Source organism: Microbacterium sp. MTN4-26 (genome assembly GCF_042846595.1).
GTDB lineage: Bacteria > Actinomycetota > Actinomycetes > Actinomycetales > Microbacteriaceae > Microbacterium > Microbacterium luteum.
The window spans coordinates 1-12,909 of the sequence record NZ_BTGO01000010.1; the positions used below are offsets into that span (position 1 = coordinate 1).

At 67.1% G+C, this 12,909-nt stretch carries 12 protein-coding genes; 8 read left to right on the plus strand and 4 right to left on the minus strand.

Annotation, left to right across the window (positions count from 1 at the left end; all coding sequences use genetic code 11):
• The coding region (locus tag ACGG9C_RS09850; protein ID WP_194384443.1) for a LysR family transcriptional regulator at window positions 1–911 on the minus strand (911 nt) is incomplete at its 3' end.
• A gap of 109 nt (window positions 912–1,020) precedes the next feature.
• Between ACGG9C_RS09850 and ACGG9C_RS09855 the strand changes: the two genes are divergently transcribed.
• The 8 genes from ACGG9C_RS09855 (at window position 1,021) to ACGG9C_RS09890 (ending at window position 8,721) form a co-directional block, all read left to right on the plus strand.
• The gene (locus ACGG9C_RS09855; RefSeq protein ID WP_194384444.1) at window positions 1,021–2,049 is read left to right on the plus strand and encodes an amidohydrolase family protein; all 1,029 of its coding nucleotides are present in this window, start codon (window positions 1,021–1,023) and stop codon (window positions 2,047–2,049) included.
• Between the two features lie 5 nt (window positions 2,050–2,054).
• Window positions 2,055–2,747: a 4-carboxy-4-hydroxy-2-oxoadipate aldolase/oxaloacetate decarboxylase gene (gene ligK / locus ACGG9C_RS09860; protein ID WP_194384445.1), complete on the plus strand. Its 693-nt coding sequence runs from the start codon at window positions 2,055–2,057 to the stop codon at window positions 2,745–2,747.
• A gap of 3 nt (window positions 2,748–2,750) precedes the next feature.
• Window positions 2,751–3,710: an amidohydrolase family protein gene (locus ACGG9C_RS09865; RefSeq protein WP_194384446.1), complete on the plus strand. Its 960-nt coding sequence runs from the start codon at window positions 2,751–2,753 to the stop codon at window positions 3,708–3,710.
• Window position 3,711: 1 nt separating this feature from the next.
• The gene (locus ACGG9C_RS09870; RefSeq protein ID WP_228480906.1) at window positions 3,712–5,115 is read left to right on the plus strand and encodes a protocatechuate 4,5-dioxygenase subunit alpha/beta; all 1,404 of its coding nucleotides are present in this window, start codon (window positions 3,712–3,714) and stop codon (window positions 5,113–5,115) included.
• Window positions 5,112–6,065: a Gfo/Idh/MocA family oxidoreductase gene (locus ACGG9C_RS09875; RefSeq protein WP_194384447.1), complete on the plus strand. Its 954-nt coding sequence runs from the start codon at window positions 5,112–5,114 to the stop codon at window positions 6,063–6,065. The genes ACGG9C_RS09870 and ACGG9C_RS09875 overlap by 4 nt, the downstream gene beginning before the upstream one ends.
• Window positions 6,062–7,027: an aldo/keto reductase gene (locus tag ACGG9C_RS09880; RefSeq protein WP_194384448.1), complete on the plus strand. Its 966-nt coding sequence runs from the start codon at window positions 6,062–6,064 to the stop codon at window positions 7,025–7,027. The genes ACGG9C_RS09875 and ACGG9C_RS09880 overlap by 4 nt, the downstream gene beginning before the upstream one ends.
• Entirely contained in the window at window positions 7,024–7,737 is a 714-nt protein-coding gene (locus ACGG9C_RS09885; protein WP_194384449.1) for a substrate-binding domain-containing protein, read from the plus strand. The genes ACGG9C_RS09880 and ACGG9C_RS09885 overlap by 4 nt, the downstream gene beginning before the upstream one ends.
• 477 nt (window positions 7,738–8,214) lie before the next feature.
• A complete protein-coding gene (locus ACGG9C_RS09890; protein WP_194384450.1) occupies window positions 8,215–8,721 on the plus strand; it encodes a Fic/DOC family N-terminal domain-containing protein in 507 nt (168 codons plus the stop codon).
• A 424-nt stretch (window positions 8,722–9,145) separates the two neighbouring features.
• Here the strand turns inward: ACGG9C_RS09890 and ACGG9C_RS09895 are convergent, their stop codons facing one another.
• The 3 genes from ACGG9C_RS09895 to ACGG9C_RS09905 form a co-directional block, all read right to left on the minus strand.
• Window positions 9,146–11,278, minus strand: coding sequence for a heavy metal translocating P-type ATPase (locus ACGG9C_RS09895; protein WP_194384451.1), 2,133 nt, complete (start codon window positions 11,276–11,278; stop codon window positions 9,146–9,148).
• A gap of 54 nt (window positions 11,279–11,332) precedes the next feature.
• On the minus strand, window positions 11,333–11,929 hold the full coding sequence (locus ACGG9C_RS09900) for a DUF305 domain-containing protein (protein WP_228480907.1): 597 nt from the start codon (window positions 11,927–11,929) through the stop codon (window positions 11,333–11,335).
• Between the two features lie 123 nt (window positions 11,930–12,052).
• Window positions 12,053–12,781: a hypothetical protein gene (locus ACGG9C_RS09905; protein WP_228480908.1), complete on the minus strand. Its 729-nt coding sequence runs from the start codon at window positions 12,779–12,781 to the stop codon at window positions 12,053–12,055.
• Window positions 12,782–12,909: the final 128 nt, after the last annotated feature.

The window sequence follows — 12,909 nt, forward strand, 5'->3', positions numbered from 1 at the left end:
CGGCGCCGTCCGGTGCGATACTCGCCGGCGGAGACCGCGTCGAGCACGAGGGAGCGGAACCACCGCTGCACGGCCGACAGGCTCGCCTCGCGACGCGTGTACAGCGACACCGGTGTGCTCTGTGCGGGCCAGGGGAGCTCGGCGATGCGAAGCCCGGGGAACCAGCCGCAGAACACCTCCGCGACGTGCCGAGGGATCAGAACGACGAGGTCCGTCTCCGCGAGCACGGCCGGAACCGTGGCGTACTCCTCGACGGTGAGGGCGACCTGACCCATCAAGCCGTGTTCGGTCAAGGTCTGCAGCGGGAAGATATGGCCGCCTCGAGCGGTCACGCGCACGAACCGTCGCTCGGCGAACATGGTCGGCCCCGTCGGCGGAAGGGGGTGCCGACCCGCCGACAGCGCGACGTACTCCACGGCGCGCACGTGCGTGCGCCACAGCCGTGGGCTCCCGATCATCGATACGGTCATCGCCAGATCGACGGTGCCTCGGATGAGACCACCCTCGACCTGATCCGCGTCCAGTCGGGCGACCTGGAGGTGGGGACGCGATGACGTGTCCGCGAGGGCGGTCATCACCGGGGGAAGAAATGTCTGCTCCCCGATGGATGTGAGTCCGAGGGTGAGCTCCCCGCTGAATCCGGCGGGCTCGAACCCGTCCGGGTCGCCGACCGTCGCGTCGATCCGCGCAAGCGCCTCGTGGAGCGGGCCGAAGAGCTGGGTGGCTCGCGCGGTGGGCACCATGTCGTTTCCCTCGCGGCGGAAGAGCGCATCACCGAAGCGTTCGCGCAGTCTCCGGAGCGTGTAACTGACCGTCGGTTGGGTGACATGCAGGCGCTCGGCCGCGGCGGTCACACTCCGCATCTCGTAGAGGACGACGAATGTTCGCAGTTGGTTCAGATCGGCCAGCATGGATATCGACAATCTCTATGGCTTTGCTCATTCACATCTATTGGACTAGTACAGCAGATCGGGCCTAGCCTCGGGGTCGACGACACCCGAGTGACAAGGACGACACGCGTTGATCATCGACATCCACGGGCACTACACCACTGCCCCCGCGCAGCTGGGCGCGTGGCGTGATCTGCAGGTCGCGTTCGCCGAGGGAACCGGTCCGGCACCGGACCCGGCGGAGCTGGCGATCAGCGACGAGGACATCCGCGAGACGATCGAGGCCAATCAGCTCCGGCTGATGAACGATCGGGGCAGTGATGTGACCCTGTTCAGCCCGCGCGCGTCGTTCATGGCGCACCACATCGGCGATTACGAGGTGAGTGCGACCTGGGCGCGGATCTGCAACGACCTCTGCGCACGTGTGAGCGAGCTGTTCCCCGAACGGTTTTTGAACGGTGCGATGCTGCCGCAGTCGCCCGGCGTCGACCCGAAGACCGTGCTCGGCGAACTCGATCGCGCGGTGAACGACCTCGGCGTCGTCGCCGTGAACCTGAACCCCGACCCGTCGGGCGGCCTCTGGACGGCACCTGCCTTGACCGACAAGAGCTGGTACCCGGTCTACGAAAAGCTCGTCGAGTGCGAACTGCCGGCGATGATCCACGTGTCGACGTCGTGCAAGCCGCAGTTCCACACCACCGGTGACCACTACCTGGGCGCCGACACGACCGCGTTCATGCAGCTGCTCAAGGGCGACCTGTTCCGCGACTTCCCTGATCTGAAGTTCGTCATCCCGCACGGCGGCGGAGCCGTGCCGTACCACTGGGGCCGGTTCCGGGGCCTCGCGATGGCGCTCGGCAAGCCCGAGCTCGAAGAGCACCTGCTCGGCAACGTGTTCTTCGACACGTGCGTCTATCACCAGCCGGGCATCGATCTGCTGACGAACGTGATCCCGACCGACAACATCCTGTTCGCGAGCGAGATGATCGGCGCCGTGCGCGACATCGACCCGCACACGGGCCACTACTTCGACGACACCAAGCGGTACGTCGACGCGACCCCCAACCTCTCAGACGCCGAGCGCGCCCAGGTGTTCGAGGGCAACGCCCGCCGGATCTATCCCCGGCTCGATCGCGCCCTTACGGCGCAGGGACGGTAATCACCATGCGCCTGAACCAACTCGGCCTCGTTCACACGAGCATCCAGCGCCCCGATCCCGCCGACGTCGCGAAGCTGTCGCCGTTCGGTGTCGCGACCATCCATGAGGCGATGGGTCGCGTGGGGCTTCTTCGCCCCTACATCCGCCCCGCCTACACGGGCGCGAAGCTGTGCGGGCCGGCGGTGACGGTGCTCCTGCAGCCGGGCGACAACTGGATGTTCCACGTCGCCGCCGAGCAGGTGCAAGAGGGCGATGTGATCGTCGCCGGGTGCACGACCGAGAGCGAAGACGGCTTCTTCGGCGAACTGCTTGCGTCGTCGCTGACCGCACGCGGATGCAGGGGGCTCGTCATCGACGGTGGGGTTCGCGATGTCGCCGACCTCGAGAAGATGGACTTCCCGGTGTTCTCCCGCGCGATCAACTCCAAGGGCACGGTGAAGGCCACTCTCGGTTCGGTCAACATCCCTGTCGTGGTCGCCAACGCCCTCGTGAACCCCGGTGATGTGGTCGTCGCCGATGTCGACGGTGTCGTCGTGGTGCCGCGTGACCTCGTCGGCGCGGTCGCCGAGGCGAGCCAGAAGCGAGAAGACAACGAGGAGTCGAAGCGGCAGAAGTTCCGCGACGGTGTTCTCGGTCTCGACCTCTACGGCATGCGCGAGCCGCTCGCCGCGGCCGGCCTCGAGTACGTGGAGGACTGACGGATGCCGCAGACCACCGCACACGGTGTAACCACCGGCGACTTCGAGAAGACACCCGGCTGGCTCGACTGGTGCAACGGCCCCGCCACCCCGACCTTCCGGGTACCTGCCGGTTCGGTCGATGCACACTGCCATGTCTTCGGTCCGGGGGCCGAATTCCCCTACGCCCCCGAACGCAAGTACACGCCGTGCGACGCGTCGGCCGAGCAACTGTTCGCGCTGCGCGACCACCTCGGCTTCGACCGCAATGTCATCGTGCAGGCCACCTGCCACGGCGCCGACAACCGGGCGCTGGTCGACGCGCTGAACCGCAGCGAGGGCCGCGCCCGCGGCGTCGCCACCGTCCGCCGCGATGTCACCGACGAGGAGCTCGCTGGCTTGCACGCCGCGGGCGTGCGCGGGGTGCGGTTCAACTTCGTCAAGCGGCTCGTCGACCGGGTGCCCACCGACTCGCTCGACGAGATCGTCGCGAAGATCGCCCCGCTCGGGTGGCACGTCGTGATCTATTTCGAGGCCGCGGACCTGCCCGATCTCTATGACTTCTTCGCCGCCATCCCGACCGACGTCGTCGTCGACCACATGGGCCGGCCCGACGTCACGAAGGACCCGGACGGTCCCGAGTTCGGTCTGTTCCTCCGCTTCATGCGCGAGAACCCGAACGTGTGGACCAAGGTCTCGTGCCCGGAGCGCCTCAGCGTCACCGGGGCGAAGGCCCTCGATGGCGAACAGCACGCTTACGCCGACGTTGTGCCGTTCGCCCGACGCGTGGTCGAGGAATTCCCCGACCGCGTGCTGTGGGGCACCGACTGGCCGCACCCCAACCTCAAGGACCATATGCCCGACGATGGGCTGCTGGTCGACTACATCCCGCAGATCGCCGCGACCGCCGTCCTGCAGCGCAGGCTGCTCGTCGACAACCCGCGGCGGCTGTACTGGCAGGAACTCTCAACCGGAGGAGACTGACATGGCCCTCGACAAGCCGTACAAGAACGTACCCGGCACCACCATCTTCGATGCCGAGCAGGCCCGCAAGGGCTACCACCTCAACCAGTTCTCGATGTCACTGATGAAGCCCGAGAACCGCGCCCGCTTCCTCGCCGACCAGCGTTCCTATGTGGACGAGTGGCCGATGACCGAGATGCAGAAGCAGGCCGTGCTCGACATGGATCTGAACACGATGATCCGCGAGGGCGGCAACATCTACTTCCTGTCGAAGATCGGTGCGACCCACGGCCTCAGCTTCCAGCAGATGGCCGGCTCGATGACCGGGATGAGCGAGGCCGCCTACCGCGACATGATGGTGGGCGGCGGTCGACGGCCCGAGGGCAATCGGCTGAAGGACCTCGATGGGTGGACTCCGCCGTCGACCGACAAGGCGACGACGATGCGGGAGGATGCCCCGGCACGGTTCACCTCGGCGCTGTTCACGTCGCACGTCCCGGCTATCGGTGCCGCCATGGATCTGGGCAAGACCGAGGAGCCGTACTGGAAGAGAGTGTTCGACGGTTACGAGTGGACCCGCGCCTGGGCGAAGCAGAACACCCCCGACGTGGTGATCCTGGTCTACAACGACCACGCCACCGCGTTCGACTCCAACATCATCCCGACCTTCGTCCTCGGCACCGGCTCGCACTATCCCGTCGCCGACGAGGGCTACGGCCCGCGCCCGGTGCCCGACGTCAAGGGCTACCCCGAGCTCGCCGCGCACATCGCGCAGTCGGTCATCCAGGACGACTTCGACCTCACCCTCGTCAACGAGATGGTGGTCGACCACGGCCTCACCGTGCCGCTGTCGCTCGTGTTCGGCGACGTCGACGAATGGCCGTGCCGCGTTATCCCACTCCCCGTCAACGTGGTGCAGTACCCGGTGCCATCCGGGCGCCGCTGCTATGAGCTCGGCAAGGCCATCCGCCGGGCCCTCGACAAGTGGGACGGCCCGGAGTTGAACGTGCAGATCTGGGGCACCGGTGGCATGAGTCACCAGCTTCAGGGTCCGCGCGCCGGGCTGATCAACAGGGAATGGGACAACGCGTTCCTCGACCACCTCATCGCCGATCCGCTGGGCCTCACCGAGTGGCCGCACATGGAGTACGTCGACGAGGCGGGCTCCGAGGGCATCGAGCTGGTTGACTGGCTCATTGCGCGCGGTGCGATGGACGACCAGTTCGGCGGCGGCGCCCCGGATGTGAACCACCGGTTCTACCACGTGCCGGCATCCAACACCGCCGTCGGGCATCTCGTCATCTCCAACCCTGCGAGGGTGGGTGACACAGCGGCTGCCGATGCCGCGGATGACCGCGTGTCCGAGGCTGATGACGACGCGGAGATCACGGCCGAGCAGGCTCGACAGGCGGAGGTTCCTGCATGAACGACAAGACCAGAGTCGCTGTTGTCGGCGCCGCCGGCGCGTTCGGCATGAAGCACCTCGACGGCCTCGCACGAATCCAGGACGCCGAGGTCACGGTCGTGAGCGGCACCCGCCCCGAGCCCACCCAGGCCGTCGCCGAGAAGTACGGTGTGCCGAACGCGGTCGTCGGGTACGACGCCGTCCTCGAGTGCGACGACGTCGATGCCGTCATCCTCGCCACCCCCACCGGCCTTCACGCCGCCCAGACCCGGGCGGCACTCGCCGCCGGCAAGCACGTCCAGGTAGAGATCCCGCTGGCCGACTCGCTCGCCGACGCCGAGGCGACGCTGGCGGCGGCGGAGGCATCCGACCTCGTGTCGATGGTGGGGCATACGCGCCGCTTCAACCCCTCGCACCAGTGGTTGCACCACAGGATCGCCGCGGGCGAGTTCGGCATCCAGCAGATGGATGTGCAGACCTACTTCTTCCGCCGTACCAACACCAACGCCAAGGGCGAGCCTCGTTCGTGGACCGATCACCTGCTGTGGCACCACGCCGCCCACACGGTCGACCTCTTCGCCTACCAGGCGGGTCGTATCGTCCAGGCCAACGCCATCCAGGGGCCCATCCATCCCGAGCTGGGCATCGCGATGGACATGTCCATCCAGCTGAAGGCAGAGTCCGGAGCGATCTGCACGCTGTCGCTGTCGTTCAACAACGACGGACCCTTCGGCACCTTCTTCCGCTATATCGGCGACACCGGCACCTACATCGCTCGCTACGACGACCTCGTCGACGGCCGGGAACAGCCCATCGACGTCTCCCACGTCGCTGTCAGCATGAACGGTATCGAGCTGCAGGATCGCGAGTTCATCGCGGCGATCCGTGAAGGACGCGAGCCGAACTCGTCGCTGCGTCAGGTGATCGACTGCTACCGCGTCCTGGGGCAGCTGGAGGAGCAGCTCGCGTGAGACTGCCGCGGATCGGGCTCGGATGCATGGAGTTGAGCCATGCATACGGGGTGCCGCCGTCGGAGGGAGACGGACTTCGGATGCTGCGCGAGGCGCTGGACGCGGGTGCGCGGTTCCTCGACACGGCGACGCTGTACGGTGCCGGGCGCAACGAAGAACTCGTGGGGCGGGCGATCGACGGACGTCGGCACGAGGTCGTGCTCGCCAGCAAGGGCGGCATGGCACCGGTCGATGGCGTGAAGACGATCGACGGCCGCCCGGAGACCCTCCGTGCGCAGATCGACGCGTCGCTGCGGCGGCTCGGGGTCGACCACATCGACCTCTACTACCTCCATCGATGGGATCCGCATGTCCCGATCGGTGACAGTGTCGGCGCACTCGCGGATGCCGTCACGGCGGGGAAGATCGGGGCGATCGGGCTGTCCGAGATCTCCGTCGCCCTGCTGGAGGACGCGCTGGATGTTGCTCCGATCGCGGCCGTGCAGAACGAGTACTCACTGTGGACACGCAACGCCGAATGGGGCATGCTCGACGCGACCCGGGCGTCGGGCGTCGCGTTCGTCGCCTTCTCGCCCGTCGCGCGCGGCTTCCTCGCCGACGCCGTGACCGATCCGGAGACCTTCGCGCCGAAGGACATCCGGCGCGCGCATCCGCGATTCACCCCCGAGCATTGGCCCGCGAACGCGGCCCTGCTGCCGGCATGGCGCGACCTCGCCGTCGCCGCGGGTTGTTCGCCGGCCCAGCTGGCGCTGGCGTGGGTGCTCTCCCGCGGTGACCACGTGGTCGCCATCCCCGGGACGACCCGCGCAGAACACGTCCGCGAGAACCTCGCGGCCGCTGATCTCGCGGTGGACCCGGAGCTCCTCCGTCGCGCCGGTGACCTCATCAGCGCGACCACCGTCTCGGGGCCGCGCTACAACGCGGTGCAGTCCCGCGAGGTGTTCGCCGAGGATGCCGCGTGAGGGCGATCTCGTCGATGGCGACGCGCCACGTGCTCGCGGAGATTTCGTCAGCCGCATCCGCGGCCGGACTCCCCGCGGTGGAGATTGAGTCCGTGGGCGGAGTCGATGCCGCCAAGAGAGTGCGCGCCGGCGAGTCGTGGGATCTGGTCTTCCTCGCGCAGAGCGCATTGGTGCTCCTCGCCGATGAGGGGCGTGTCGACGCGGCGACCCTCCGTCCCGTCGTCCGTTCCCACGTTGCGGTCGCGGTGGCCTCAGGTTCGTCTCGGCGGTCGGTCGATCCCGGACGGCCGTCCTTCTCCGACGCCGCAGCCGTGCGGGACGCTGTGGCGGCGGCCGACCGCATCGGATATTCGACCGGTCCCAGCGGTGACGCTCTTCTTGACCTCCTCGCGAGGTGGGGGCTCGCCGGCGAGGTCGATGAACGCCTTGTTCGGGCGCGACCCGGCCTCCCGGTCGCCGCGCTGCTCGCCGACGGCCGGGTGGACCTCGGCTTCCAGCAGCTCAGTGAGCTCGTGGGGCAGCCCGGGGTGGAGATCCTGGGAACGTTGCCTGCCGACTGTGCGATCACCACCGTGTTCGCCGGTGCGGTCGCCACGACATCCACGGCTCCATCGCTCGCGCGGGAGGCGCTCGCCTTCTATACGTCCGAGGCGTCAGCGCCGATCAAGAGGACGCACAGCTTCGAGGTGCCGGACGAGCCGTTCCGCTGAGAAGGTGCGGAGGTGATCGGCGTTCGGTGACGTTGTTATCCACGGCTCGGTGATCGGGCGCTGCTTGTCGGCCGGGTAAGGCGTGAGAAAAATTGTCGCGCGGTCGAGCGTCTCGGCTACATAGTCGAAAGGTCGAGGTCCGCATGAATCCGCGTGAGGAAAGGTCGGCACAGTCTCGAAAGGCGATTGGGTAAGGGTTCAAATCCCACCGTCACCGCCAAACGAAAACCCCCGATCGGCTCACTTTCTCGTGGCGCGAATCGGTGGTTTTCGGCGTCGTGAGCAAAGAAGTGGGTACAGGCCCCGAGGCTTGAGATCCGCGGAATCACGCGGAAGCTCAGGCCATCTACGCTTCCGGGGGCTCGTGAGCAAGGTAGACCGTGCGGACGTTGCAAGATCGCGCACACATCCTCAGGACATGCAAAGATTTCGCCTGCATGTTTACACGTCTTGCGGATGGTTGCGTAAGCGTTGCATATGAGTCGGCACGCCGAGAAGCCGTACGACGCGCTTCCGCTGTTGCCGCCGGACACCATCATCGAGACCACGCCCGTGTTGAAGGTCGTCATTGAGGCCCGCGCCGCAGTCGCGGCGCTGGACCGAGCGGCGCAGCGGATGCCGAACCCCGCCGTGCTGATCGACACGATCCCGATCCTCGAGGCGCAGGCGAGTTCGGAGATCGAGAACATCGTCACGACCACCGACGAGCTGTTCCGGTTCGCGTACGACGATTCCCAGCTCGCCGGCTCGAACTCCGATCTCCTCGACCTGCTGTTCGAACAGCCCTACTGTCGAATCAGCACCGTCATCGACCGATGCGCCGTCTCGCGCCCCACCGCGACGAAATGGCTCAACGAGTTGGCCACTGCCGGCGTGCTCATCGATGTCAAGCTCGGCCGCGAGCGACTGGTCATCAACCAGGACTTCCTCGACCTCCTGGTCCGCCCCGAGGCCGTCGACGACCAACCCGCGACGCTCTTCTGAGCGAGTGAACCGAGCCGTTCGGTGAGCAATCCGTGAGCAAAATCGTGTGAACCGCGATCAATCGGGCACATCGGTGAAAGGTCGGATCCCGCGGACGATCAACGAAGAACGGGTCCTGCACAGCAACGCAGTGTGATCGGCTATGGGGCCAAATCCCATACCGTCACCGCCAGAGAAGCACCTGTCTATCGGGGGTTTCTTCTTGCCCGAGTTGGCTCGGACGCGGTCGTCGTCACTGCGGTCGCCACGACCACCGCAGGATGGCTCGGCGGGCGAGCCTCACCGGTGCCGCCGTCGTGCTCCTCATCCTCGCTGTGGTCGCGGGGGCGGTTGCGCTGACGTTCCCGCGCACCCACCGCCTGCGCGGGAACCGCCCGCTCCGATCTGAGAAGCGGCCGCTGACCCGGCCTGTCGGTCGCCCGGGTCAGTCCTGTGCGTGCCGGAGGATGTGCCGTGCACTGTTCTCGGGGGTGAGCTTCAGGCGTCGCAGGAGTTGCGCGTTGGCGGCGACGATGATGGTCGACAGGGACATGAGGATGGCGCCGACCGACATCGGCAGCACGAACCCGATGGGGGCGAGGACGCCCGCGGCGAGCGGGACGGAGATGAGGTTGTAGCCGGCGGCCCACCAGAGGTTCTGTGTCATCTTGCGGTAGGTGCGGCGGGACAGTTCGAGGACGGACAGAACCGAGCGGGGGTCGGAGCTGGCGAGGATGACGCCGGCGGAGGCGATGGCGACATCGGTGCCGGCTCCGATGGCGATGCCGACGTCCGCCTTCGCGAGGGCGGGGGCGTCGTTGACGCCGTCGCCGACCATCGCGACCTTGCGGCCCTCGCGCTGCAGCTCCGCGACCTTTTCCGACTTGTCGTCGGGTCGGACTCCGGCGAACACCTGGTCGATGCCGAGCTCTCGAGCGACGGCGCGGGCGACGGGTTCGGCATCTCCGGTGATCATGGCGACGTGGATGCCGAGGGCGTGGAGGGCGTCGACGGCGTCGCGGGACTCGGGGCGGATCTCGTCGGCGAGCTTGAACGCGCCGGCGATGTGCCCGTCGATCGCGAGGTGGAGGATGATCGCGCCGTCGTCGCGCCATCCGTCGAGGTCGGGCATCTCCTTCTCGGCCAGGGACTCGACGAGGCGGGGCCCGCCGACGCGGACCTCGTCGCCCTTCACCGTGGCGGTGACGCCGAGGGAGGGCTCGGAGGTGAAGCCCGTCGCTCTCGGGACGGTGAGCGATCGGTCGGCGGCGGCCCGGACGATGGCCCGGGCGAGCGGGTGCTCGCTGTCGGACTCGGCCGCGGCGGCAAGGGCGAGGAGGTCGTCGGGGGAGTGGTCGCCGGCCGTCGCGATGTCGGTGACGGTCGGTTCGCCCTTCGTGAGGGTGCCGGTCTTGTCGAAGAGGACCGCATCGATCGTGCGCATGCTCTCCAGGGCGAGGCGGTCCTTGATGAGCACGCCGCCTCGGGCGGCGCGTTCGGTGGCGATGGAGACCACGAGGGGGATCGCGAGGCCGAGTGCGTGCGGGCAGGCGATGACGAGAACGGTGATGGTGCGGATCACGGCGGCATCCGGATTGCCGACTAGGGACCAGACGATCGCGGTGATGACGGCGGATCCCAGCGCGAACCAGAACAGCCAGGCCGCGGCTCGGTCGGCGATGCGCTGGGCGCGGGAGGTGGAGTTCTGTGCGTCGGTGACCAGGCGCTGGATCCCCGCGAGAGCGGTGTCGTCCCCGATCGCGGTGACCTCGACGCGGATGCCGGAGTCGGTCGCGACGGTCCCCGCCGTGACGGTGTCGCCGATCTCGCGACGAACCGGCTTGGATTCCCCCGTGATCATCGACTCGTCCAGGTGCGCGTGACCCTCCGTGATGGTGCCGTCGGCGGGGACGCTGCCGCCGGGGCGGACGATGACGATGTCGCCGACCTCCAGATCGGCGGGGGAGACGGTGACGGTCTCGTCGCCTTCGGCGCGTTCGGCCTCGTCCGGCAGGAGAGCCGCGAGCGAGTCGAGAGCCGAAGTCGTCTGCGCGAGAGACCGCATCTCCAGCCAGTGCCCGAGGAGCATGATCACGATCAGAAGGGCCAGCTCCCACCAGAACTCCAGCTGGTGATCGAGCAGCCCGATGCTCGCGCCCCACGACGCGAGGAACGCGACGGTGATCGCCAGCCCGATGAGCAGCATCATCCCCGGCGACTTCGCCCGGATCTCGTCGAGCGCGCCAGTCAGGAACGGCCACCCGCCCCACACGTACATGACCGTCCCGAGGACCGGCGCGATCCACATCACCCCGGGGACATCGGGGATCTCGTACCCGACGAGCATCGCGAACATGCTCGAGAACGCCACCACCGGGACAGCGAGGATCAGATTGATCCAGAACAGACGCCGGAACCGCCCGACGTGATCACCATGCCCCTGGTGACCGGAGTGGCCACCGTGCCCCGCGTGGCCACCGTGCCCTGAGTGGCCGTGGTGTTCCTGATGCGGTTCCGCATGGCCGTGATCGGTGGACTGAGCCGTGCCCGTTCCGTGGTGAGCGTCGGTGGATTCCATGGGACCTTCCTTCCGTCTACGCCTGCCAACAAAGTACCCCCAGGGGGTATTCCGCTAATCGGCCGCGCAATCTCGCGCGGCCGCCTCAGAGTAGTCCGGGACGGGCCGCTCCGCTGCTTCAGCAGGGGTTGTGGCGGGTCCGTTATCGGCGATGTCCTGGATGAGCCAGTCCATCTCGAAGATCTCCCGGCGCTGAGCTTCACTGATCTCCACGGCGAGTTCGCACACGCGAACGTCCTGCAGTTGCGCGCGTTCGGATCGTGTGATCGCAAGGGAGTGATGCGGGATCATCCCCTGCATGAAGTCGGTGTCGTCGACAGTGATCTGGGAGCGGTCGAGGGCGATGCCGCCACCGATGAGCAGCAGGCTTACGCCGATGACGGCGATGTTAGCCTTCCAGTTCTTGTACATGTTCAGCATCCAGGCGAGCATGACCAGACCCATGGTGCCGCCCATGGTGAGGGCCATGAACACTCGGCTTTCGCTGAATCGGATGTGGGACCACTCCCAGGACCCGGCGAACATGACCCAATACATCACGACCATTCCGGTGAGGATCATCGCGGCGAACTTCAGATAGGTCTTCGCGGTCATCTTCGAGCGTGCGTCGGGCTCGTGCCCATCAGTGTTCTGTGAGTTATCAGTGGACATTTCTGAGCCTTTCGTTTCGATGAGGGCAGTGCGGGTGGTCCCGCGGTCGGCAGGTTAGAAGCCGTCCCGGGTTGCTTGCAGGGGCCTTGCAACCCCATGCCCCCTGGGGTATTCGGATGCGTGTCAGGATGACGGTGAGGGAAGGAGCGTCACGCCGCTGTCGTCGACGATGAGGAGAGCGCCAGTGTCGGTGACCGTGATCGCATGTGGAGTGCCGTGTGCGGTTCCGACCTGCTCCCACGTCGTATCTGTGGCGGAGGAGACCCAGATCCGCTCGGAAGAATCGATGCCCGCGAGGTGGTCGCCGTCCGGGGAGGACCCGACGACGACGAGGAGCGGGGCGCCGTCCCAGGGCGAGAAGGTCGCGCCATCATCGTCACTGACCATCACTCCGTCGGGAGTGAGAGCCGCCAGGCGCCCGGAGGAGTCGGCCGTCAGAGCGAACGCGTGAAGCTGAGCGCCCGTCTCGGTCCACGTGACACCGAGGTCTGCGCTCATCAGCAACGCTGCGGTGTCGGTCGTGGCACCGAACATGGTTCCGTCCGGGGTTCCGGTCAGAGCATGGAAGTCACGTGTCCCGGCGAAAGCAATCGACTGCCAACTGCCGGCAGCGTCGTCGCTTCGGATGATCCCCAGGTGGGGGTCGCCCCATTCGGCCGGGGTGTTGCGTCCGGGATGGCCCGAAGCGAACAGCGAGGTTCCCACGCGGGCGAAACCCATCGCGTCGAAGACCACGCTGCCCTCACGGCCGGATACGTCACCGTCCGCCGTGACACGGAAGACGCCTTCATGGGTTCCCAGCAGGAATCCCTCTCCCGATGGGTCGACGACCGCGCCATGCACGTGTGACACCGTCGCCGAGTGCTCCTCTCCTGTGGTCGGTGGCTCCCCGGGCGAGCAGGCGGAAAGAACAACGGCGAGCCCGGCAAGGGACACAGCCAGGACACGATGAATACGGCGCATGAGCACCCTTTCGTTCA

What these genes read in the sequence shown, in the direction of transcription:
- ligK (WP_194384445.1), top strand. Translation starts at nt 2,055, where the DNA reads ATGCGCCTGAACCAACTCGGCCTCGTTCACACGAGCATCCAGCGCCCC.
- ACGG9C_RS09865 (WP_194384446.1), top strand. Translation starts at nt 2,751, where the DNA reads ATGCCGCAGACCACCGCACACGGTGTAACCACCGGCGACTTCGAGAAG.
- ACGG9C_RS09870 (WP_228480906.1), top strand. Translation starts at nt 3,712, where the DNA reads ATGGCCCTCGACAAGCCGTACAAGAACGTACCCGGCACCACCATCTTC.
- ACGG9C_RS09875 (WP_194384447.1), top strand. Translation starts at nt 5,112, where the DNA reads ATGAACGACAAGACCAGAGTCGCTGTTGTCGGCGCCGCCGGCGCGTTC.
- ACGG9C_RS09890 (WP_194384450.1), top strand. Translation starts at nt 8,215, where the DNA reads ATGAGTCGGCACGCCGAGAAGCCGTACGACGCGCTTCCGCTGTTGCCG.
- ACGG9C_RS09895 (WP_194384451.1), bottom strand. Translation starts at nt 11,278, where the DNA reads ATGGAATCCACCGACGCTCACCACGGAACGGGCACGGCTCAGTCCACC.
- ACGG9C_RS09900 (WP_228480907.1), bottom strand. Translation starts at nt 11,929, where the DNA reads ATGTCCACTGATAACTCACAGAACACTGATGGGCACGAGCCCGACGCA.